Origin of the sequence: Corynebacterium casei LMG S-19264, from assembly GCF_000550785.1 — a bacterium.
In the GTDB taxonomy this organism is placed as follows: domain Bacteria; phylum Actinomycetota; class Actinomycetes; order Mycobacteriales; family Mycobacteriaceae; genus Corynebacterium; species Corynebacterium casei.
In genome coordinates, this window is the sequence record NZ_CP004350.1 from 3,074,563 (window position 1) to 3,096,817 (window position 22,255).

Consider the following 22,255-nt stretch of genomic DNA (forward strand, 5'->3'; position numbering starts at 1 on the left):
CATGACTACAACCCGTGATGGCGCTAGCCGTTTTGAAGCACTATTTGCTGCACTTGATGAGAAGAACGAAGGTGCATTCGTCCCTTTCCTCATGCTCAATGACCCGACAGCTGAAGACAGCATGGAAATCATCCGCACCGTCGTCGAAGCAGGCGCTGACGTTCTCGAACTTGGCGTTCCTTTCTCCGACCCAGTTGCTGACGGCCCAACCATTCAGGGCTCACACATCCGCGCTCTGGACAATGGCGCAACCGTTGATAATTCCCTGAACCTAGTTCGCCAAATCCGCGAAGAGTTCCCTGATACTCCCGTCGGCATGCTCATCTACGGCAACGTTCCCTTTACCCGTGGGCTAGATAAGTTCTACGAGGAATTCGGTGCTGCTGGCGCTGATGCCATCCTGATCCCGGATGTTCCAGTCCGAGAAGGCGCACCCTTTGCCGCCGCTGCTGAGAAGGCTGGGGTAGCTCCAGTATTCATCGCTCCGGCCCGTGCTTCAGAGCGCACCCTGGAAGGCGTTGCTAAGTACTCTAAGGGCTACATTTACGCTGTCTCCCGCGATGGAGTAACCGGTACAGAGCAAGAGTCCCAAACTCTTGGCCTCGACGAGGTAGTTGCCAATATCCAACGTTATAACGGTGCCCCAGCTCTTCTCGGCTTTGGTATTTCTACGCCAGAGCACGTTGCCGAAGCGATCGCCGCTGGCGCCGCTGGCGCGATTACCGGCTCAGCAATCACCAAGATTGTCAACGGTTACGTTTCACGTGAAACAGAGGATTCTCCCGCCGTCATTACCAACATGGAAGCTCTGAAGAAAGAAATCACGGAATACGTCTCCGCGATGAAAGCTGCGACCAAGAAATAAAAAAGAAGCCTGGTTCCTTCTTACCTCTTTCAAGAGGAAGGAACCAGGCTTTTATTATGCCGATTTTCGATCAGACCTGTACCCTAAAGAGCTACTTTTCCGCGTGCTTTCCAGAGCCAGTTTCAGCATCAACGCCTTCAATAAACTCAGCCTCGTAGCCTTCTCCACCCAGGAAGTTCTCTGGGTCATCAGCGTCGACCATCTTATTCTTAGCAAAGCGGTCAACGATCATGGCGATTGCACCGTCACCGGTTACATTCGCTGCGGTGCCGAAGGAGTCGACCGCGATGTAGGCGGCAATCATCAAAGCAACCATGGAATCGTCGAAGCCCATCATGCTTTGCATCAGACCAACTGCCACCATGACTGCGCCACCTGGAACACCCGGTGCGGCAATCATCATTACGCCCAGCAGCAGAATGAATCCTGCTGCCGTCGTCAGGCTAACATTCAGTCCAGCCAGGTAGACGACTGCAAAGCCATACAACGTCAGCTTGATCATCGAGCCCGATAGGTGAATGGTCGCGCACAGAGGAATAACAAAACCGGCAATCGGCTTGGAAATCCCGTTGTTCAGTGCGGCCCCGTGAGTAACTGGAATGGAAGCTGCAGATGAAGAAGTACCCAACGCGGTAAAGTACGCAGGCAACATGATGCGCAATGCTTTAAATGGGTTGCGCTTGGCAATTGCGCCTGCCACAACGTATTGCAAGATCAGGTACGCAATGGTCATGACGACTGACAGGATTAGCACCTTCGCAAAGGCAGAAAGCACATCGAGCAGGTTGCCATTCATACCCAGGCCGAGGAACATACCAAAGATATAGATTGGCAATAGTGGGATGACGAATCCCCAGATTACTTTGATGACAATAGCTTCCAGCTCGCGCGAAGCGTTGTAAATGGTCTCTGCTGTGACTGCAGTCATTGCAAGGCCGACACAGAAAGCCAGCAGCAACGCAGTCATAACCTCAAAAGGTGCAGGCATTTCGACTTCGAAGTAAGGTGTCAACGAGCCTTCATCGATGTCGGATACATCCAATCCGAGCGACTGGTTACCAAGCAATAGTGGATAGAGCAGCTTTGCGGTAATGAGCGCAGTGGCGCCGGCAATAATGGTCGAACCATAAGCAATAGCAGTGGTATATCCCAACCACTTTCCGGCACCTTTTCCTAGACCAGCAATCGCTGGCGAGATGAGCGCAAAAATCAAGACCGGAATGAAGAAGTTCAGGAAGTTGCTGAACAGCCCATTGAATGTCGCGAAAATGCGCCCTAGCCATTCTGGGGCAAAAAGACTTACAATAATGCCAAGAACAATCGCGATGATGATCTTGAACAACAGTGAGTCTGTCACTTTTGACTTAGACATTGTTTTCAATTCTTTAAACGTGCTGCGGCGGGGATCTACCTACTCACAACTATTCGACAGGGGCTCGCCGCTAACAGGCTGTATTACCTGTCAAGCGACACGGCACTAACTTTAGCCCACGCCGGAACCTTTCCGACAGTTACTGTTTGGGTATTTTCGCCGATCCGGGATTAGAATGGCCATCATGGTCGCTGTTGGTATTGTCATGTTGATTTTCGCCGTGTATTGGCTGGGTTTTGGCGGTTTAGCTACCGCCCGCCGACTACCGGGAAACAAGTATTTTGGTCTGCGTATCCCAGATGTACGCAAGTCGAAAGAAGCCTGGGACGGCTCGCACGTCGTGGCTGGCCCAGTCTGGATCCTCGCTGGCGTTTCTTTCCTCTTTGGCGCACTCGTTGCATTCCGCGCCTCGGGCTGGATGTGGCTGATCCCCGTCGCCACCGTTCTCATCGCAATTGTTGCAATCTCGGTCGGTTCTAACCTTGGCGCGCGGGCAGCCCACCTGTACACGCTTAAAGATCAGGAGGAGAACGGCGGCTGCAGTTCCGAAGGTGGCTGCAGCTGTGGCTCCGGCGGATGCGGTTCTTCTGCAGGAGCTCCACAAGTTGATATGGATGCACTCCGCAACGCGGTCAAAAATGTAGAAGGCGTCTAATACGCCCCAACACATTCGAAAAATTATCCCGGTACTTTGTATCGGGATAATTTGATCCCGACCTCGGAATCACAACACTTCGTATACACACTAATGACAAGGACACACATACAATCTCAAATCCGCAGTGACGCAGATAACATTTGTGTTATAGTTGGCGTGATACCTCGACAGCCGGGGTATCAAATTCGCGACAACCACAACTTCACCAAGAAGACGCCGAAAGTCAGATAGGAGTGGCCCGATGTCTGCCGCTGAATCCCAAACTTTTAATGCTGCTGTTGTTGAAAAATTTGGCCAGGAAGTCACAGTCAAAGAGATTGACCTCCCACAACCTGGCCCCAATCAAGCACTGGTTAAAGTGCTTACCTCTGGAATTTGCCATACGGATCTCCACGCGCTTGAGGGCGACTGGCCGGTAAAACCTGAACCACCATTTGTACCTGGACATGAAGGTGTCGGGGAAGTAGTCGAACTTGGCCCTGGGGAGCATGACGTCAAGGTTGGAGACATCGTCGGCAACGCTTGGTTATGGTCCGCTTGTGGCACTTGTGAATTCTGCATTACAGGTCGAGAGACCCATTGTCCCGATGCCGAATATGGAGGCTATACTCAGAACGGCTCCTTTGGCGAGTACATGCTGGTCGACACGCGCTATGCTGCCCGCATCCCAGAGGGAGTCGACTACCTAGAAGCAGCTCCCATCCTATGCGCTGGGGTGACCGTCTATAAAGCCCTCAAGCAGTCCGAGGCACGCCCAGGTCAATTTATGGTCATTTCCGGCATTGGCGGCTTAGGGCATATTGCTGTGCAATACGCCGTAGCGATGGGGCTACGTGTTATCGCAGTAGATATTGCAACCGAAAAGCTAGACCTAGCATCTAGACTCGGTGCTGAATATACCGTCAACGCGGGTGACGAAGATCCTGGCTCCGCTGTGCAGAAATACACCGAGGGCGGATCCCATGGCGTATTGGTTACAGCAGTCCACGAAGCAGCTTTTGGGCAAGCGCTGGACATGGCACGCAGCGGCGGCACAATCGTCTTCAACGGCCTGCCACCTGGAGAATTTCCTGCATCTGTATTCGACATCGTGTTCCGAGGATTAACTATCCGCGGATCCCTGGTAGGCACTCGACAAGATATGACGGAGGCGTTGGACTTCTTTGCTCGCGGTTTAATTAAACCTACCGTTACTGAATGCTCACTTGATGATGTCAACGATGTCTTTGAGCGAATGCGTAACGGCCAGATCGACGGTCGGGTAGCGATCCGGTACTAACACTGACTGACAGCCATCCCAATATTGGGCCCAAAGAAGATGCCACGCTGCGTACACCAAGTACGGGCGTGGCATTTCACTGTTGTATGAGCGCATCGAATTCCTCAGCCGGTAGACTTTCACAACAGGAAAAATTGATTTTCACGCGAACAGGGCTGAGGTACTAACCCGCTCGAATAGCGTCACTGTGACGCTATTGAGCACGGACTACCACCGCCTTTCAAACCAAGAAAATTTAGCTATTTCATAACGTTAACTATAGGTTCTAGCCATGATTGAATAACTCATATCATGACAAAACCGCCCACTATAGGGGAGGACGCGCGAATTCGTTGGCAATCCGATCTTTAGGGTTATATTTAATGGGATTACTCAACCATTAATGCGTTCTATACTCAAATTCGTCCAAGGAGTAACTGTCCTATTCTAAAGAACATCTATGGATGGTCCGAGGAGTCGTCGAGTAGAAATTCTCTGCGGAATGCACGCCACGTGTGACTGCGCTCCCGGCGGGCGCTGGATTACTACGTTGTTATTTTACACGAGAAGACTGTAACAACAACAGCCCCAACCTCCACAGCTTAGAGCAGCGGGGTTAGCGAGCAAAAGAGTTAACTGCGTAACAATATAAAGGTTTCTGCCAATCTCCTGTCCAAGTAGCCAATAAGGAAGATATCTACCGCTGAGTAAGGGACGATGGAGACATGAATAAGTCCGTAGCTATTACCGCACTCGCCGTTTCCGCCCTTGCGTTAGCTTCCTGTTCTACGGAAGCGTCTAATGACGACAGCACGGACAATGGCGCCATGACCCAAACCGCCACCCAGGAGTCTCCGGAAACCACGGAGGAGACCTCAGCGGAAACTTCTGAGACCAGCTCTGAAACAACCACCACCACTGCATTGAGCTCCGGTCGATTCGATGAATCCGCTCTCAAGAGTGAACTAGAAGGCATGGGGTACCAGTGCGATGACGATGATGACTGCACCAAGACCGAAGGCGCCATCATCTACGACGTCGATATCGATGATGATTCCGTAGACGTTGAAGTCCAGGGCAATGACGATCTTGATCAGCACTTTGAAACCATCCTGACCGATGTTGGAACTGCATTCGGAGAGTATGACTTCGGTGGGGCATCGTGGGATGAAATCCAGACTTGGGGCATCGAGGCCGGGGAAGATGAGGACACCGTTCTCGGAAATGTTGAGTTAGAGCATGACCGCGGGGAAGACGACGGAATCCCATCCCGCGATCTCAGCGTAGAGCTCATCGAAAGCTAAACCGCGTCGACTAGCCTACAGCGGAAAATACTCCTGGAGACCAGGTAAAATGAAATCATGTCCGCTAACCCTGTCCGTCCCAATTGTGCGCGTCCGCATTCTTGTTCTTTAGACGTCCGTCTGGATGCCATGGCGCGTTCACCGCTTACACGTGAACTCAAGCCCGAAGAACATCTAGATCTGGATTCCTTCGTCACGTCGTGGGCGTGGTCGGAGGGTGATCCGCTCATGCTGGCAGGGCAGAAGGTATCGGGTTCTTATCTCGTTGTGGCAGGTCGAGTACGGGTAGTGCGCGATACTATCGATGGCCGTGAGATCACCGTCGACATTGCCTCGCCAGGAGATATCAGGCTCTTCCGTTTTTAGAGTGCATTGTGGGTGTGGCAGATAAGTAAACGAGCCTCTTGTCGGTAATGGTTTAGGTGTCGAATCTATCCACTTACCAACAAGGGGCTCTTACTCGTGGATTCTACTAGCAATGTCGTCGCTGACACCATCTGCCGCACCGCCGAACTTGGCCTAGCCATTACAGGTGCCATGGACGCAGGAGATTTCACGTTCATCGAAGCCACCGCTACCGCTTTTGCCGATTCGTGCAGTAGCTGCGCTATGTCGGGGCAGTTTCGGGATCATGCCTATCGCACTCTCATTGATCTGCCGATTGTTGGTTTCCCCACCAAGCTACGCATCCGCCTGCCACGCTATCGCTGCACCAATGACAACTGCGCAGTCAAGTACTTCCAAGCACAACTGGCATGTGCAGATCCAGGTAAGAAAGTCACCCACCGGGTCACCCGCTGGATACTACAACGCCTAGCCATTGACCGGATGAGCATTTCCGCTACTGCGAAAGCCCTCGGAATCGGATGGGATCTCACCTGCCAGCTAGCGCTGGACATGTGTCATGAACTGATCTACAACGACCCGACCCACCTGGATAATGTACAGGTCATCGGCGTGGACGAACATAAATGGTCTCACAATCGCAACGCTTATGGTGCAGGCTTTGTCACCGTGATTGTGGACATGACTGACCATCACCACAACACCAAGCGCCCAGCACGTTTATTGGGTGTGGTCGAAGGCCGCAGTGCTGATGCGTTGCGTACCTGGCTTGCTGCACGAACACCCGAGTTTCGCCGTCAGGTACGCATCGTCGCCATGGACGGATTCCAGGGCTATGCCACGGCCAGCAAAGAACTTGTGCCCAACGCCAGGCGGGTTATGGATCCGTTCCATGTTGTGCGTTTAGCTGGCGATAAGCTCACCGCCTGCCGGCAACGACTCCAGCGGGAGAAATACCAGCGCCGCGGACTCACACACGACCCGTTGTACAAGAACCGGAAAACCTTGTTGACCACGCAGAAATGGCTAACAGACAAGCAGCAAGCCCGCCTGGATGAGCTCTGGGCTTATGACAAAGACTATGGGACATTGAAGATGGCGTGGCTTGCGTATCAGGGCATTATTGACTGCTATCAGATGAGTGATAAACGCAAGGCCAAAGCGCAAATGCGCGATATCATCAACGCGCTATGCAAACTTCCGTCCACGAATAAAGAACTTGCACAACTTGGCCGCAGTCTAGATAAACGCCTAAGTGATGTCTTGGCATTTTTCGACGTAGGAGTCTCCAACGGACCAGTCGAAGCCATCAATGGACGCCTAGAACACCTCCGCGGAATCGCGCTTGGATTCCGCAACCTCACCCACTACATCCTTCGATGCCTCATCCACTCCGGACAGCTCACCCACAAAATCAACGCACTCTAAAAACGGAAGAGCCAGATATCATTGGACCGCTAGAGACGAATCCTTCGTATGCGGTGGATTCAGCATGGGCAATGGAAACTACCTGTGCGTTGTACCTACCAGCAGACCGTCTCGCAGAAGTCATCGCTAAGCACCCGGCTTTGGCAGTAGCAATTGTCCAGATGCAACACACGCGCTTAGCGCAAGCACGAGATAGAGATGTCAATCAAAGCGCCAAGACCGTTGTGCAGCGCGTAGCTACCGTTCTGCTTAGGCTCGATGCCAAATTGGGGGACTTGCGCCCAGACGGCAGCAGCTTGCTGCAAGTACGCCTTCGACGCGACGATATCGCCGGGATGGCTGGGACAACGCTCGAGTCCACCTCGCGGGCCATGTCGCAAATGAAAAAAGATGGACTCATCGACTCTGGACGGGAGTGGGTGTCCATCATCGATGCCCAAGCATTAGAGCGCATTGTCGATGGTGAATAACAAGTTCTACGCTCTTTGATCTGCGTCAAAGAACCTTTCCTTACTTCGTCCTAACGTAGTAATTGCAAGCACGAAGAGAAGTGAAAGGAAGCTGAGAAGCCATGACCACCCCAACCGCATTGAAGAAGACCACCCTGCGCTCTGATGAATTCACCTGCCCAAGCTGCATCGCGAAAATCGAGAATAAGCTACGCAGCCTCGATGGTGTGGAGTCTGCAGAGGTGAAGTTCTCCTCGGGCCGCATCCTTGTGGAACACGACCCCGAAAAGGCGAGTGTCCGCGACCTCGTCGACGCCGTGGCGGAAGTCGGATACACGGCTAAGCCATCCGCTATCTAAGCAACCACCGGGCAGTAAGCGGAGAAACCGCAATTACTGACCGCTCATTGCACAGCCTGTTCCTGACCATCATCAGGAACAGGCTTTTTGTACTTGCGGTGCGCATACCAACGAAAAGCAGTATCGCGAACATTGATCTGGATCAAGGAACCCCAACTGCCTTCGCCATAACGTTAAAGGTGACATCACAACACCAGTGAGGGAAGGAACTTGAGAACAATGAAAACGTGGAAGACGTGGGGAGTGGTTGGCGTATCAGCGCTGCTGATTGCGCTGTCCTGGTTAAGCCCCGCAGAATCATTAATCGCAGATGCTCTGATGATTGCTGCTGCAGTTGTAGCAGGTTGGAATATTGCTATCTCCGCGATCCAGGCACTACGGATTAAGATGGTCTCGATCGATCTCTTGGTTGTCGTCGCCGCCATCGGCGCACTGTTTGTCAACAACTACTGGGAATCCGCAGCCGTCACATTCCTCTTCGCCTTGGGTAAGGCTTTGGAAAAGGCCACGATGAATCGCACCCGCAAGGCCTTGAGCGACTTGGTAGATTCCGCGCCGGAAACGGCAACGAAACTGCACGACGATGGCTCTACCGAAACGGTAGAAGTTTGGGAGTTAATGCCCGGGGAAAAGGTTCTGGTTCGCAATGGCGAACAAATCCCCGTGGATGGCCGGGTGATATCCGGATTCGGGGGAGTGGACGAAGCCAGCATTACTGGTGAGTCCGTTCCCGCGGAAAAATCTGAAGGTGCTGAAGTTTTCGCGGGAACCTGGCTACTCAGTGGCGTACTCCGCGTCGAGGCAACAGCGGTGGGATCAGACTCCACCTTGGCGAAAATCATCCACCGCGTCGAAGACGCGCAGGACGATAAGGCAAAGACGCAGACATTTTTAGAGCGCTTTTCCAAGTGGTACACCCCGGGTGTCATGATCGCGGCGTTAGCGGTCGGCCTCATCACCCAAAACTTAGAACTGGCACTGACCTTGCTGGTTATCGCATGTCCAGGTGCTCTGGTTATCTCCATTCCAGTCTCCATCGTCGCCGGCATTGGTCGCTCGGCGAAAGATGGCGTACTCATCAAGGGTGGGGAATACCTGGAGGCCTCCGCGAAGGTGGACGCCGTTGTCGTCGATAAGACTGGCACCTTAACCAATGGACAACCAGAACTTACTGACGTCGAAGTACTCGACCCTGCTTATACCGCCAACGAGGTTCTGCAGCTTGCTGCGCGCGCGGAAACCGCCTCCGAGCACCCGCTTGCCGATGCCATCATCCGCGGAGCCAAGACCCGCGGTCTAGAGGTGGAACTCGTAGAAAGCGCACAACCAGTGATGGGTAAGGGGATTAGGGCTGAAGTTGATGGACACGCAGTCGCAGTTGGCTCCGCAGAGCTTCTCGATAAAACCCCTAACGAGGATCGCGTCCTGGAGTTAAATGCTCAGGGCAAGACCGCCATGTACGTCGGCGTCGATGGCCGTGCCATTGGCTTGGTCGCAGTTGCCGATACCATCCGCAGTGATGCACCTGCCGCCGTGAAGTCCTTACATGACAATGGCATCAAGGTTGTCATGGCAACTGGTGACGCCCAGCGCGTTGCCGAAAACGTTGCCCGCGAATTAGGTGTGGATGAAGTCCACGCCGAGATGATGCCGGAAGACAAGCTGGACTTGGTCAAGGAACTACAAAGCCGCGGCCACGTCGTGGCCATGGTCGGTGATGGCGTCAATGACACGCCAGCCCTGGCCCAAGCAGACATCGGTGTCGCCATGGGCGCGGCAGGCTCACCCGCCGCTATTGAAACCGCGGATATCGCGCTGATGGCAGATAAGCTACCACGCTTGCCCTATGCGCTACACCTGGCTCAACGCACCGTGCGAACCATGACGCTCAACATCGGCATCGCGCTGGCAACCGTCGCAGTTCTGCTAGCAGGCGTGCTCCTGGGTGGCGTGACCATGTCCATTGGCATGCTGGTCCACGAGGCTAGTGTCCTGCTCGTCATTGGCATCGCGATGCTGCTTCTGCGCCCAGTGCTGAAGCCAGAAGTGACGAGCGAGAATCCAGTTCCACGTGAAACACAACAAGTCGCAGCAGCCTAGACACCACGGCAGATTCTGTGAACGATAAACAGACTGGACAAGGGGCAAATGTATTGCCCCTTGTCCTTAATTCTCGCCCCAAGCGAGTGCACTGCGTAAGCTAACACTCATGCTTGAGCGCTTGAAAAAGGTCGACCCACTTATTGTTTTGATTGTCTCGGCGGTCATCATCGCCATTATCTTCCCGGCCCGGGGGCAGTTCGCCGAAGTGTTTTCAACACTGGTCAGTATCGCGATCGCGGTGTTGTTCTTTCTCTATGGGGCACGTTTATCCACGCAAGAAGCGCTCAATGGCCTAAAGCACTGGAAGCTGCATCTGACCATCTTGATGTTTACTTTCGTGCTCTTTCCCATCGTCGGACTAGCCCTGCGGCCACTGACGTTATTTATTACCGATGAGATGTACCTAGGTATTTTATTCCTCACCCTGGTTCCTTCAACCGTGCAGTCCTCGGTGGCTTTTACTTCCATAGGTCGCGGCAATGTAGCCGGAGCCATCGTGGCGGCATCTGCTTCCAACCTCGTCGGCGTTATCGCCACCCCAGTGCTGGTGATGCTCTTGATGAATTCCGCCGGCGGAATTCACATCGATGCCTCGGTCTTCGGCGAGATTGCGCTTCAACTTCTCGCACCGTTTATCTTGGGCCAGCTCGTGCGCCCGTGGGTGAAGAATTTCGCAGCGAATAAAGCCACCAAAGTAGTCGACCGCGGCTCCATTGCCATGGTCGTCTACTCAGCCTTTTCCTCGGGCGTGGTCTCCGGAGTGTGGGGGCAAATCTCTGTCGGAGAAGTTATCTTCCTCGTTGTCTTCTCCGCCGTGCTGGTCTGCTTCATGCTCTTTCTTACCCGCGTAATCAGCAAGCGCTTAGGCTTTAATCGGGGCGATACCATCGCGGCGGAGTTTTGTGGTTCCAAGAAGTCTCTAGCAACAGGCTTGCCCATGGCATCGGTCATGTTTGGCTCGGGCGCCGCACTAGGTCTGCTGATTTTGCCACTGATGATTTACCACCAAATTCAGTTGATGATCTGCTCATGGCTCGCCGCGCACTATGGCAAGGAAGAAACCGAGCCAGCGGCTTAGATAGACTGTCAGACCATGGACACCATTCACTATGTACGCACCACCTTGTCGATTCCCGGCGCAGGCATGGCCATCCACATCGCCGAGCTCAAGGAGCTCAATAGCCAAGTGTGCGAGATGTTGCGCTTGATTGCTTTGAACCCCAATAATTCCATCGTGGGCGCAGCAGCTGGCGATGCACGTGAAGGCAACATTGATATGCCCACCAAGCAGGTTCCACACCCGGAAACCTATGACCAATTCCCAGATATTGAAGCGACTTACATCGATTCGCAGGAATTCGAAGGTTTGTGGTCGGAAGCGCAGGCGCTTTTCCCACGCCTGTAAGCACGACACGAAAGCGTCGCCCTCAAAGCAACAGAATGCCTCTGCAAGGTTTCACGTGAAACTTTGCAGGGGCATTATTCAGAAGACCAGGTTGACCAACAACATATAGGTAATAGTTCCGCCCAAAATGGATAAACCAACATCGCGGCGCCACTTGTGCAACAGATAAGTAGCAGCCACTGCGATGGCCACCGCCACGAAACCACCGGGAGACTCACGCTGCCCGTACCAGGTGTAAACCACCAGTACCGTCATTACTCCCACGGGCATGGTGCGACCCAAGACGGTCATAAACTCACTGTTTTTGAGATAACGCAGCAAGTTAAAGGGAAGAGCGCGCAGGGCGACCGTCACGATAAACAGAGGGCTGATGACCGCGAGGATCATCCCTAAATCAACACCATTAGGCATCCTTCGACCCCCTTCGCCATTCCATTTTTTCATCGATCTGTGGCGAATAGAAGCGCAGCAGCAGTACCGCGAGGTAGGCCGTCAGCGCCACCATCAAGATCTGGTTGGGAAAGTTGATCGCGGCGATAATGCCAAAACCACGGCGGTCAGTGGCAGGGAGTAATCCGGATTGTTCTTGAAAGAGTCCATCGTCAGCACGACAAAGAGCGCGACGAGCGCAAATTCCAAACCCTCTACATTCGGCGGGATCACTTGCCCAGCAAGGGCGCCGACCATACCGCCGGCAACCCATGAGAATTGGCACAACAGCTGAATGGCAACGATACGAGGTCCGGATAGCTGCACATCGCGCGGCATAGACGAGACGATGGCATATGATTCATCCGTTAAAGCATAGGTGGAGTACATCTTGCCGGCAGCGGAGTGCACGCGGTGACGCGGGAATGTGAGCCCATAAAAGAGGTGGCGGAAGTTCACCATGAAGCCGGTAATCACAGACGCCGCAACGCTTGTTCCTTGCAGCACCATGGGAATGGCCAAAAATTCCATCGATCCGGCATACACCACGATGGAAAAATTGGGGTCCACCACCAGTCAAAACCAGTTTGGACCATCAACAGGCCAAAAGCTAGGCCCAGCGGAACTAGGCCGATGCCCACCGCCCAGGAATCCTTGATTCCCTTCTTTATCTCCTCAACGTGCATGCAGATACCTTATCAGCGCAAAACTAATTCAGCGCACCGGAATTCACCGCAGAATTCACCTCGGGATTCCGTGCGCTGACGTGCCGTTTTCCAGCAGAAAAGGGCGGGCGTTGAGGGCTAGTTGACCTCGAGATCTTCCGGGAAGGTGGCATAGAGCGGAAGCGGCATGTCTTGGCGGCGCATGACATCGCCCCACAGGTCCGCCGAACCCGGCGTAATTACGTCTTGTGGCAGGGCAGGGGTGACAAACCAGTCGCCGCGATCAATCTCATCGTTAAGCTGTCCCGGACCCCATTCCGCGTAGCCTGCAAAAAGGCGCACACCGTCGACGTAGTTGGCGAGCTCTTCCGGATCAGTGCGCATATCCACGTGCGCAAGGCGAGGCGCAAGGCGGTTGAGATGCGGTTGAGCATCTATATTCACGCCCGTCTTGGTCATGGCCAATCCGACTACGGATTGCTGGTTGAGTGGACCACCGATATAAAGAGCTTGCGGCTTAGCGATGACCGGCAGCCAGTCCGGAAGCACGTTAAATACCGCGACCTCGCTGCGGGAAGTCAGGTCCACGCCGAAACTCATAGAATCGGTGTGCTCAACGACGAGCAAAACGGTGCGGTTAAAGTGCGGGGACATCGTGCCGGGCGCAGAGACCAGCAGTTGGCCAGGGCCCGGCTCGTTGCGCTCTAAGGCGTTGAATAATCTATCGGCGTACATCATTTCTTAGACTCCCACCATTTCAGCAACTCCGCAATAGCTTCGTCCCGCGACAGCGGGCCGACCTCGAGTCGCAAATCTTTCATAAACGCCCAGGCTTGACCAACTTCGGGGCCAGGCTTGAGATCGAGGATTTCCATGATCTCATTGCCGTCCAAATCTGGACGGACTGCAGCGATGCCTTCTTTTTCTTGAATCTCGGCAATGCGTTCTACTAAATGATCATAGGTGCGTTGCAGGCGCCGCGCCTTACGTTCGTTGCGCGTGGTGCAGTCCGCGCGCACTAGCTTGTGGAGCCGCGGGAGCAATTCACCGGCATCGTTGACGTAGCGACGTACCGCAGAATCCGTCCACTGACCTTCACCAAAGCCATGGAAACGCATGTGCAAGCGCACTAGCTCGGAGATCTCCGAAATAGTAGCTTTTGGGTACTTCAGCTGACGCAGGCGCCGGCGAGCTAATTTGGCACCGACGATCTCATGCTGGTGGAAGCTAACCTTGCCGTCAGTAACATCCCGGGTATCAGGCTTGCCGATGTCATGCAGCAGCGCGGCCCACCGCAATACCAGATCGGGGCCGTCTTCTTCTTGTTCCATCGCTTGGCGAAGAACCGTGAGCGAGTGCGCATAGACATCCTTATGCTGCGCGTGCTCATCCGGCTCCATGGCCATCGCAGGGATTTCGGGGAAGATGATCTGCGCCAGGCCGGTCTCCACCAGCAGGTCGATGCCATCCCACGGCGCCGCACCGAGGATCATCTTGTCCATCTCTACCTGGATGCGCTCAACAGTGATGCGGCGGATCTCTTCTGCCATATCTGTCATGGCTTTGCGCACGCGGTCGCTCACACTAAATTGCAGCTGGGAGACAAAGCGTGCGGCGCGCAGCATGCGCAGTGGGTCATCGCGGAAAGAAAGCTCTGGGGCGTCCGGGGTGTCCATGATCCCGGCCCGTAAATCTTTTAAGCCTTCCATCGGATCGAAAAATTCACGGGTGCCATCAGCACGCAGCTCGATGGCCATCGCGTTGACTTTGAAGTCGCGGCGAATCAAATCATCGTCAAGCGTATTGCCAAACGTGACCTCCGGGTTACGGCTATCCCCGTCATAAAGATCAGCGCGGAAGGTAGTGATTTCAATCTGCTGGCCCTTATACACCGCAGAGACCGTGCCGAATTCAATGCCGGTATCCCACGTAGTTTCAGCCCAGCCGTCCAAGATCTCATGAACTACCTCGGGCCGAGCATCAGTGGTGAAATCCAGGTCATTGCCCAAACGTCCCAAGAGGGCATCACGAACGGAGCCGCCTACTAAGTAAAGGGAGTGTCCACGGTGCGAAAATTCAGATATTAATCCGGATAAAAGATCACTTAAGCCTGCAACGGTCGAGTCTGCACGGGCGAGAAGCCCCATTAGCTGAGTGTCCTGTAAATCCACGCCTTGGAGTCTACTACGATAAGCAGGGATGACTAACCACGCTAACCGGAAGCGGCGCAAACGCCGCCCAGCGCAACGGCCGCAACGCCAGACGCGCTCGACAAATAAGATGGTAACCCGCGATGAAACCTCAGCGGGTGGCTTGGTTGTGTCCGGATTAGCTGAAGCAGTGGGCGAAGACGGGGAAGTGGATCTGACCCGCATCTATGTGGCCCTCATCGGCAGGCTTGATCGCCGTGGCCGCCTGCTGTGGTCCATGCCGAAGGGCCACGTTGAAAACGGTGAGCCCAAGGATCTGACCGCGCAGCGTGAGGTGTGGGAAGAGACCGGCATTCACGGTGAGGTGTTCTCCGAACTGGGCGTTATTGATTACTGGTTTGTTTCTGATGGCGTACGTATTCACAAGACTGTCCATCATTTCTTGCTGCGCTTTGTTGACGGCATTTTGAATGATGAAGATCCAGAGGTTACGGAAGTGTCTTGGATTCCAGTGGCCACGCTGATTGAACATTTGGCCTATGCAGATGAACGCAAGCTAGCACGTATTGCTCATGATCAGCTTCCCGATCTCGCACGAAAGGAAGCCGCGGCAGGAAAGGCAACCCCGCGGTGACATTCAAGCAGTCCGCGTGGCGGCCCCGGATGATGCGCACGGCAAGTATTACTGCCGCCGCAGCGCTCACGGTGCCGCTAGCTTTTGGTGCGCAAGCAGTGTTGACTCCGGCAGCACAAGCCCAGGAGGCAGCGGCGCAAGAAGCATCTGCTCAAGAGGCCGAGGAAGCACAGCATCCTGGTTGGGAGGCCAATTCCAGCCGTCGTACCGATCGGGTGGGCTTTGAGCTAACTGGTAATCCAGGCAGTGTGAGCGTGAATGATCGCTTCAATGTTGGCCTAAAAATTACCAACAGCACGGAAGACGCGATCGAGAATGTGCAGGTCACTGCACGCCGCGGCGTAGAGGTCACGGATGCAGAGCAAGCGCAGCAGCAGCTCGCGCACGGCGACTTCCCGTTTTATGGCGCAACCTTGTTCCCGGATTCTTTGGCACCGGGGGAGGAGACCACTGGGGATATTGATATCGCCACGAGTTTGGATGATTCGGCGACGTTGGCGATTGATAAGCCGGGATTTTATCCCATCATGTTGTCATTGACGGGCACGGTGAATGGGGAACCGGTTGCTCTTGCCGATGATCGCTTTTTGCTCACCGTAACCGAGGCCAATGGCCAGATGCCGGAAGACAGTGGGGCGGCTACGGCCTCGACGTTGGTTTATCCGATCACCGCGCAAACAAATATTGCCCCGGGTGAGGTTGGCGATAACCCGCTGGTGCTCAGCGATGAGTCGTTGGCAGAGCAGCTTGCCGATGGTGGCCGGTTGGACCGCCTCTTAGACGTGTACGAAGGCCATAATCTGGGCGAGGGCGCGTGCGTGGCGCTGGATCCGGCGTTGTTGGACACTGTGGAGCGCATGAGCGCGGGCTACAACGTGGCGGCGGAGCATCCGCCGATTGTGAAGGAACGTAAGCGTCTGCGTGATTCCTGGTTCCGCGGCAATGATTATGACTCGGGCGTGCCTGGCACAGGTGCTGAGGACGCAGAGCGGTGGGTAGAGCGGGTTTCTGATCTGGATTGCATCATCGCTATGCCATGGGCAAACAGTGATCCGAATGCGGTCTCGCGCGTGAGCAATAATTGGCTCGAGGTAGAGGCCATTGAGCGTGGTGCGGAAACCATCCGCAGCATTACGGGCAAAGAGGTCGCCTCTGACATTGTGGTGCCGGCTTCGGGTTACTCCGATCAGACATCCGAGTCGGAGATGCCTTTACTTTTGGCGGATAACACCGGTTGGGAAGGCAATGCCGCGACTTTCGATGCCAACCAAGCGGCGCTGCTAGCCCAAACCGGTAGAAAGCCACAGACCACGGCCTATACCGACCCGTGGTTGCGATATGACTTCAACACCGATTCCATACATGCCCGCGATCTCACCGCCGCCGCTGCAGTCTTCCTGTCCAACGGCGCGGGTGACAGCAAACAAGATGATGCTGACAGCGACACCGGAAGCACGGGCAGCAACCGCGCTGAAGCCAGCCCGACCGTGATTAAGCTGCCGAACTATCTGGAGCCGTCGACAGCTGAGGCAGTGCTGGATGCGGTGGATAAGCTTCCGCAGCTGCGCCCGATTACAGACGTCGAATTGGAAACCACCGATCAGGAGCCAGGCTTGCCGCTGGATAATAGGGGCGAGCAAATGTTGTCTGATCCGACGGCGTTTACAGACCCAGAGGTCCAGCGCATCGCGCAGCAGGCCCGCTACACGGATGAGCTAACGTTGATGATGGAAAACAGTGAAGACATCGCCATGACGCGTTATGGCTTCACACTTCCGCTGCGCCGGGATCTTTTGGCGGCGTTGTCGATGACCGACCGGGTGTCGTTGCATAGCCACGATGAGGCAACAGAGACCGCTAATCATCGCCTGCAAGAAGATAACGTGGTGCTACGCACTTTACGTGATGCAGTGACCTTGATCCCACCGGGCAATGTGTACACGCGCACCTCAGATGCATCACCGTTGCTGGTAGTGGCGGAAAACTCGCTACCATTGCCGGTGCGCGCCAAGCTGGAATATGACAGCATCGATGCAGTTCGGCTCAACACATCTGATGACATTGTCATTCCAGCGGAGGGTTCGATTACGGTGTCACTGACTGCTTCCATGCCGGAGAGGCAGGAGCGAACAAATATTTCTATGTGGCTTGCCACCGAAGACGGCGCAACGATATCTGAGCCTGTCAACATTGCTGTGCAGACGCGAGGCGGTATCGTGAACATCTATGGCGCAGCCATCGCTGCTGCATTGGTCTTTGTCTTCGCTTTGGTAGTGAAGACTAGTCGGAAGAAGAAACGTGGACGACAAACCTAAATCTCTGAGCTCGACGGAGAAGCAGGATCAACCTGTTTCTCCGTCGAATCCTGTCAGCCCTTCTCTCAATGAGGAGCAGGCAGCCGCCACTGCGGCAGCGGCTGCTGATTTGCCAGCCCTCAACGGCCAGCTCGACAGCCGGCCTATCCCCCGGCCCGAGGTTGTACCTGAACCCGGCCTTGAGGATGCTTCTCAGGCGGAGCAGGAAGCATCGGAAAGCGAGGCTTCCAACGGCGCCGAATCTGGTGCTGGCTCTGTTGGCTTACGCCAGCGCATTGTGAAACCTTCTCCGCCGGCACCCGTGCCGGCGCTGAAGAAGCCTGTGCCGGTGCCACCGGCGGTGGAAGACAAGTCCACGTTAAAGTCAGCCCAGGCGGAGAACGCCAGCGACCGCGACGTTGTGCGCGCAACGGGCTCCATGGCTGTAGCGACGTTGCTCTCGCGCATCACGGGCTTTATCCGCAACGTGCTGATCGGCTCCTCTTTGGGTGCGGCCATAGCGTCAGCGTTTACTACCGCCAACCAGTTGCCGAACCTGATTACGGAAATCGTGCTGGGCGCCGTGCTGACCTCACTGGTGGTACCGGTGCTGGTGCGCGCTGAAAAGGAAGACGCTGACCACGGCGAAGCCTTCGTACGAAGACTGTTCACCCTGGCAGTGACCCTACTGGGCGGTATTACGTTACTATCTATTATCTTCGCGCCGCAGCTGACAGAAATGATGCTGCCCGAAACCGGCCAAGTCAACACCACTCAGGCCACCAGTTTTGCCTATCTGCTGCTGCCACAAATCTTCTTCTACGGCCTGTTCGCGCTGTTCCAAGCGGTGCTCAATACCAAGCACATCTTTGGCCCCGCCGCCTGGGCGCCGGTGATCAACAACTTCATTTCCATCGCGGTTTTGCTTGCCTACCAGTTTGTTCCCGGCCAGCTTCATCCGGCGGAACCTTCACCAGTTGTAGACCCGCATGTGCTGTTGCTCGGCGTGGGCACCACCCTCGGTGTAATTGTGCAGTGTGCAATCTTGCTGCCGTTTATCAAAAAGGCCGGCATCAACCTCAAGCCGCTGTGGGGCGTGGATGCACGTTTGAAGCAGTTCGGCAGCATGGCCGTAGCCATTGTCGCTTACGTGGCAATCTCGCAGTTCGGCTACGTTGTCACCTCACGTATTGGTGCTTTGGCTGATGAAGCCGCACCGTTTACGTACCAGCAGGCATGGCTGTTACTGCAGGTGCCTTATGGCATCATCGGCGTCACCTTGCTCACGGCGATTATGCCGCGCCTGTCGCGCAATGCCGCAGACGGTGACGTCAAAGCTGTGGTGCGTGACCTGACGTTGGGCACCAAGCTGACGTTTATTGCGCTGATTCCAATCGTCATTTTCATGACCGCTTTCGGTGTTCCTATCGCGCGCGGTCTGTTCCAGTACAACGAGTTCTCCGCTGAGAATGCTGAACTGCTCGGCCTTACGCTGTCCTTCTCCGCGTTCACCCTGATCCCCTATGCCTTGGTACTGCTGCACTTGCGCGTGTTCTACGCGCGTGAAGAGGCCTGGATTCCTACCTACATCATTGCCGGCACCATCTTCACCAAGGTTGTGCTGACCATGCTGTCGCCGCTCGTAGCAGGCTCGCCGGAACGTGTGGTTATTCTGCTCGCTGCTTCCAATGGTTTCGGCTTTATCGCTGGTGCCGTTATTGGTGCTTTCTTGCTGCGCCGCAAGCTGGGCAACCTGGGTGGCAAAGAAGTCATGGCCACCACCTACTGGGCCGTGGGCGCGTCTGTGGTTGGTTTAATCCCGGCTACATTGTTGATGTGGGTCATGAACATGCTGCTGCCAGATCCAGCGCCAACCGTGGCTTATCTAGTGATGATCGCTGTCATTGGCGTCGTGTTCGTAGCCGTCACCGGCATAGTTCTTGGCCGTTCTAACCTGCCTGAGGTGGTCAACCTGGGCCGTGCGCTGCAGCGCATTCCTGGTGTCAGCCGCGTCATCCGCGTGCGCACCGAAGACGGCATCAACGTCGAAGCGCCAGAGGTTGCAGAAATCCAGCCAATCTACGGCCTGGACGCGTTTAACTCTTCACCGGTGCCACCACCGATGTCCGCGGGTATCGTCCGTGGCCCACGCTTGGTTCCAGGCGCACCAGTTTCTGATGGTCGTTTCCGTCTACTGAGTGACTGCGGTTCCGTGCCGGGCGCGCGCTTCTGGCAGGCCCGTGAGCAAGACACAGGCCGTACAGTGGCATTGACGTTCGTGGACACTACTTCCCAGGCACCACTAGCGCCAGCACCACCAGCTGAGGCCGCGCGTCGTTCGGCGCTGGTCTCCCGCAATACCCGCAAGCTCGCTGAGCTCAACTTGGACACCATGCCAACGCGCGTGGAAATCCTGGGCTACCGTTCCGGTTGCTTAGTTGTAGCTGACTGGGTGGAGGGCTCAGACCTTGCAACCGTGGCCGAATCTGGCAGCTTGGATCCACATGCTGTGGCGCGCGCACTAGCTCCGCTGATGGAAGATTCCACCACCGCGCACACCCAGGGCTTGGCCGTGGGTATTGATAACCGTTCACGCATCCGCATTTCCACCGATGGTGTCGCTGTACTGGCTTTCCCGGCGGTGCTCAATGAGGCCACGGAAGAGACCGACCGTAAGTCACTGTCTTCAGCACTTCGCTTGCTTGTCGATGCCACCTTGCCAACCCCACAAGTCCTTGAAGAACTTGCGGCTAAGGATTCTGACAAGTCCCTCGAAGATATCGCCGCTGGCCTTCGTGCTTACGCACCACTGGAGACCGATGAGGAAGAGGAGCAGGAGCCAATTGAGGCACTGCCAGTCACTGAAGAACCCCTGGCACGTGAGGACATCCCTGAGGAAACCGCGGGCTTCGGCGCCCGGAACTATTCCAGTTCTTCTGCCATCATCATTGGTATCTCTGTCATCTTCTTCGTGGTTCTCATGGCCGCGTTGACCACTTGGGTAACTTCTTTGATTGGTCAGGATTCGACGGCCAATCCAGTGACAACAGGTTCTCAGGAAAGTACCACCGCTGAGGCTCCGACGCTTGCGACTGCACCACCGGTGATGTTGCCAATGAAGGCTGCGATTGAGGTTCCTTCCGGCAAGATTGTGCCGGAGGCTGTCGACGAAGACCGTGACACCGAATGGACCGCCGATGAGACCAGCGTGGGCATTGTTGTCACTTCTGAGAACTCCGCGCAGCTGCGCGATGTTCTTATCTCTCACCAGGGCTCCAACGGCGCTGAAGTTGTTATCTACGGCGCTAACGCCGCCGACTTCGTGCCCGCCCAGTTCAACGCTGAGGAGCTCACCCAATTGGGTAAAGGCACCTTGTCCCGTGGCCGCACCGCCATCGATCTGGACGAAGACCCAACCTCTTTTGACTCCGTCATCATCTGGGTCAAAGAACTTCCAAAAAGCGATAAAGTCGACCTGACCGAAGTCCAACTCACCGGTGTCATCACCGGCACCGCCTCCACCGACAACCCTGAAGAGGCCGTCAGCGAAGAAGAATAGATCCAAAGGTCGCTGAAGAAACCAAAAGCGACAAAGGCCGGCTCCAAGCACACGAGAAAAACTCGAGCTTGGAGCCGGCCTTTATGTTTGCTGTGAGAATCTGTCCCGCACTGAAACTTGAGGTCTGCGCCACTAGGCTAGGTGGCACGGCTTCCCGCACCCGGGCAAGCCGTGTGAAGATCGCTTGAGCCGCCATGCTGCCGTGCAGCGCATCAACGCGAGCGAAATTCACTAAGTAAACGACAGATTCCGACTGGTGCCATTGCAGTTTTCGGTCAAAATATAATATTGATAGCCGTTCTACCTGCAATTTCAAAGTATTTTTAGTTAAAGGTTGACGTAACAGGCAACTGGTGCCATAATCATTGTTGTTGCGTCAACAAAGGTTGATGCCGAAGCTAAACTTGAGAACATCTCAAACAACTACTTAGGAGTACCCAATGTCTAACTTCACTGGTTCTTACACCCTGGACCCAACCCACACCGTCATCGGTTTCGTAGCTCGCCACGCAATGGTTACCAAGGTTCGCGGCAAGTTCAACGAGTGGGACGCAAAGATTGAGATTGCTGAGACTCCAGCAGAATCCAACGTCGAGGTTGTAGTTAAGACCGCTTCCGTTGACACCGGCAACGCTGACCGTGACGGCCACGTTCGCGCTGATGACTTCTTCAACTCTGAAGCATTCCCAGACATGGTCTTCAAGGCAACCGACTTCAACATCGACGAGAACGGCAACGGCACCCTGACCGGCGACCTGACCATCCGCGAGACCACCAAGTCTGTCACCCTGGACGTTGAGACCGAGGGCATCGCTGAGGACCCATTCGGAAACACCCGCGTTGGCTTCGAGGCTTCCACCAAGATCGACCGCACCGAGTTCGGCCTGAACTTCAACGCTCCACTGAACACCGGCGGCGTTCTGGTTTCCGAGAAGGTCACGATCGAGATCGAGGGTTCTGCAATCAAGAACGCTTAAG

At 55.0% G+C, this 22,255-nt stretch carries 18 protein-coding genes and 2 pseudogenes; 15 read left to right on the forward strand and 5 right to left on the reverse strand.

Annotated features, from left to right (window positions below):
• The first annotated feature begins 1 nt into the window (after position 1).
• Positions 2-865 (forward strand): tryptophan synthase subunit alpha, encoded by an 864-nt coding sequence (trpA, locus tag CCASEI_RS13970; protein ID WP_025388348.1) that lies wholly within the window; start codon positions 2-4, stop codon positions 863-865.
• Between the two features lie 91 nt (positions 866-956).
• Here the strand turns inward: trpA and CCASEI_RS13975 are convergent, their stop codons facing one another.
• Positions 957-2,237, reverse strand: a complete 1,281-nt coding sequence (locus CCASEI_RS13975; RefSeq protein ID WP_025388349.1) for a dicarboxylate/amino acid:cation symporter — start codon at positions 2,235-2,237, stop codon at positions 957-959.
• A 184-nt stretch (positions 2,238-2,421) separates the two neighbouring features.
• Between CCASEI_RS13975 and CCASEI_RS13980 the strand changes: the two genes are divergently transcribed.
• From CCASEI_RS13980 to CCASEI_RS14025, 10 genes and pseudogenes are all read left to right on the forward strand, one after another.
• On the forward strand, positions 2,422-2,892 hold the full coding sequence (locus tag CCASEI_RS13980; RefSeq protein WP_025388350.1) for an SdpI family protein: 471 nt from the start codon (positions 2,422-2,424) through the stop codon (positions 2,890-2,892).
• 244 nt (positions 2,893-3,136) lie between these two features.
• Positions 3,137-4,174 (forward strand): alcohol dehydrogenase AdhP, encoded by a 1,038-nt coding sequence (gene adhP, locus CCASEI_RS13985; protein WP_025388351.1) that lies wholly within the window; start codon positions 3,137-3,139, stop codon positions 4,172-4,174.
• A gap of 704 nt (positions 4,175-4,878) precedes the next feature.
• Positions 4,879-5,457 (forward strand): hypothetical protein, encoded by a 579-nt coding sequence (locus CCASEI_RS13990; RefSeq protein ID WP_025388352.1) that lies wholly within the window; start codon positions 4,879-4,881, stop codon positions 5,455-5,457.
• A 129-nt stretch (positions 5,458-5,586) separates the two neighbouring features.
• A pseudogene (locus CCASEI_RS13995) lies at positions 5,587-5,805 on the forward strand (cyclic nucleotide-binding domain-containing protein); the annotation flags it as partial.
• A gap of 114 nt (positions 5,806-5,919) precedes the next feature.
• Positions 5,920-7,230, forward strand: coding sequence for an ISL3 family transposase (locus tag CCASEI_RS14000; RefSeq protein WP_025386925.1), 1,311 nt, complete (start codon positions 5,920-5,922; stop codon positions 7,228-7,230).
• A gap of 71 nt (positions 7,231-7,301) precedes the next feature.
• Positions 7,302-7,700, forward strand: a complete 399-nt coding sequence (locus CCASEI_RS14005; protein WP_404825266.1) for a Crp/Fnr family transcriptional regulator — start codon at positions 7,302-7,304, stop codon at positions 7,698-7,700.
• Between the two features lie 101 nt (positions 7,701-7,801).
• A complete protein-coding gene (locus CCASEI_RS14010) occupies positions 7,802-8,038 on the forward strand; it encodes a heavy-metal-associated domain-containing protein (protein ID WP_025388355.1) in 237 nt (78 codons plus the stop codon).
• 219 nt (positions 8,039-8,257) lie between these two features.
• A complete protein-coding gene (locus CCASEI_RS14015) occupies positions 8,258-10,138 on the forward strand; it encodes a heavy metal translocating P-type ATPase (RefSeq protein WP_025388356.1) in 1,881 nt (626 codons plus the stop codon).
• 109 nt (positions 10,139-10,247) lie between these two features.
• Positions 10,248-11,219 carry a bile acid:sodium symporter family protein gene (locus CCASEI_RS14020; protein WP_025388357.1) on the forward strand — a complete coding sequence of 324 codons (972 nt, stop codon included), beginning with the start codon at positions 10,248-10,250 and terminating at the stop codon, positions 11,217-11,219.
• A gap of 15 nt (positions 11,220-11,234) precedes the next feature.
• Entirely contained in the window at positions 11,235-11,546 is a 312-nt protein-coding gene (locus tag CCASEI_RS14025) for a hypothetical protein (RefSeq protein ID WP_025388358.1), read from the forward strand.
• A 78-nt stretch (positions 11,547-11,624) separates the two neighbouring features.
• On the opposite strand, the gene CCASEI_RS14030 is transcribed toward CCASEI_RS14025, so the two are convergent.
• The 4 genes and pseudogenes from CCASEI_RS14030 to CCASEI_RS14045 all read right to left on the reverse strand — a co-directional run bounded on the left by CCASEI_RS14030 (position 11,625) and on the right by CCASEI_RS14045 (position 14,811).
• Complete coding sequence (locus CCASEI_RS14030) at positions 11,625-11,957, reverse strand: branched-chain amino acid transporter permease (RefSeq protein ID WP_169731186.1); 333 nt, start codon at positions 11,955-11,957, stop codon at positions 11,625-11,627.
• Positions 11,950-12,661 (reverse strand): annotated as a pseudogene (locus CCASEI_RS14035) (AzlC family ABC transporter permease). The gene CCASEI_RS14030 and the pseudogene CCASEI_RS14035 overlap by 8 nt, the downstream one beginning before the upstream one ends.
• A 117-nt stretch (positions 12,662-12,778) precedes the next feature.
• Positions 12,779-13,375: a YqgE/AlgH family protein gene (locus CCASEI_RS14040; protein ID WP_025388360.1), complete on the reverse strand. Its 597-nt coding sequence runs from the start codon at positions 13,373-13,375 to the stop codon at positions 12,779-12,781.
• Positions 13,375-14,811, reverse strand: a complete 1,437-nt coding sequence (locus CCASEI_RS14045; protein WP_025388361.1) for a CCA tRNA nucleotidyltransferase — start codon at positions 14,809-14,811, stop codon at positions 13,375-13,377. Before CCASEI_RS14045 ends, CCASEI_RS14040 begins: the two co-directional genes overlap by 1 nt.
• Before the next feature lie 28 nt (positions 14,812-14,839).
• On the opposite strand from CCASEI_RS14045, the gene CCASEI_RS14050 reads away from it, so the two are divergent.
• The 4 genes from CCASEI_RS14050 to CCASEI_RS14065 all read left to right on the forward strand — a co-directional run bounded on the left by CCASEI_RS14050 (position 14,840) and on the right by CCASEI_RS14065 (position 22,254).
• Positions 14,840-15,424 (forward strand): NUDIX hydrolase, encoded by a 585-nt coding sequence (locus CCASEI_RS14050; RefSeq protein WP_025388362.1) that lies wholly within the window; start codon positions 14,840-14,842, stop codon positions 15,422-15,424.
• On the forward strand, positions 15,421-17,739 hold the full coding sequence (locus tag CCASEI_RS14055; protein ID WP_081748505.1) for a hypothetical protein: 2,319 nt from the start codon (positions 15,421-15,423) through the stop codon (positions 17,737-17,739). Before CCASEI_RS14050 ends, CCASEI_RS14055 begins: the two co-directional genes overlap by 4 nt.
• Positions 17,740-18,016: 277 nt before the next feature.
• Positions 18,017-21,277 (forward strand): murein biosynthesis integral membrane protein MurJ, encoded by a 3,261-nt coding sequence (gene murJ / locus CCASEI_RS14060; RefSeq protein ID WP_441525848.1) that lies wholly within the window; start codon positions 18,017-18,019, stop codon positions 21,275-21,277.
• 440 nt (positions 21,278-21,717) lie between these two features.
• Complete coding sequence (locus CCASEI_RS14065; protein WP_006822271.1) at positions 21,718-22,254, forward strand: YceI family protein; 537 nt, start codon at positions 21,718-21,720, stop codon at positions 22,252-22,254.
• Position 22,255 lies beyond the last annotated feature (1 nt).

Excerpts from the sequence above, each read along its gene's own strand:
- trpA (WP_025388348.1), top strand. The coding sequence starts at position 2 with ATGACTACAACCCGTGATGGCGCTAGCCGTTTTGAAGCACTATTTGCT.
- CCASEI_RS13975 (WP_025388349.1), bottom strand. The coding sequence starts at position 2,237 with ATGTCTAAGTCAAAAGTGACAGACTCACTGTTGTTCAAGATCATCATC.
- CCASEI_RS13980 (WP_025388350.1), top strand. The coding sequence starts at position 2,422 with ATGGTCGCTGTTGGTATTGTCATGTTGATTTTCGCCGTGTATTGGCTG.
- adhP (WP_025388351.1), top strand. The coding sequence starts at position 3,137 with ATGTCTGCCGCTGAATCCCAAACTTTTAATGCTGCTGTTGTTGAAAAA.
- CCASEI_RS13990 (WP_025388352.1), top strand. The coding sequence starts at position 4,879 with ATGAATAAGTCCGTAGCTATTACCGCACTCGCCGTTTCCGCCCTTGCG.
- CCASEI_RS14005 (WP_404825266.1), top strand. The coding sequence starts at position 7,302 with ATGGAAACTACCTGTGCGTTGTACCTACCAGCAGACCGTCTCGCAGAA.
- CCASEI_RS14010 (WP_025388355.1), top strand. The coding sequence starts at position 7,802 with ATGACCACCCCAACCGCATTGAAGAAGACCACCCTGCGCTCTGATGAA.
- CCASEI_RS14015 (WP_025388356.1), top strand. The coding sequence starts at position 8,258 with ATGAAAACGTGGAAGACGTGGGGAGTGGTTGGCGTATCAGCGCTGCTG.
- CCASEI_RS14020 (WP_025388357.1), top strand. The coding sequence starts at position 10,248 with ATGCTTGAGCGCTTGAAAAAGGTCGACCCACTTATTGTTTTGATTGTC.
- CCASEI_RS14025 (WP_025388358.1), top strand. The coding sequence starts at position 11,235 with ATGGACACCATTCACTATGTACGCACCACCTTGTCGATTCCCGGCGCA.
- CCASEI_RS14030 (WP_169731186.1), bottom strand. The coding sequence starts at position 11,957 with ATGCCTAATGGTGTTGATTTAGGGATGATCCTCGCGGTCATCAGCCCT.
- CCASEI_RS14040 (WP_025388360.1), bottom strand. The coding sequence starts at position 13,375 with ATGTACGCCGATAGATTATTCAACGCCTTAGAGCGCAACGAGCCGGGC.
- CCASEI_RS14050 (WP_025388362.1), top strand. The coding sequence starts at position 14,840 with ATGACTAACCACGCTAACCGGAAGCGGCGCAAACGCCGCCCAGCGCAA.
- CCASEI_RS14065 (WP_006822271.1), top strand. The coding sequence starts at position 21,718 with ATGTCTAACTTCACTGGTTCTTACACCCTGGACCCAACCCACACCGTC.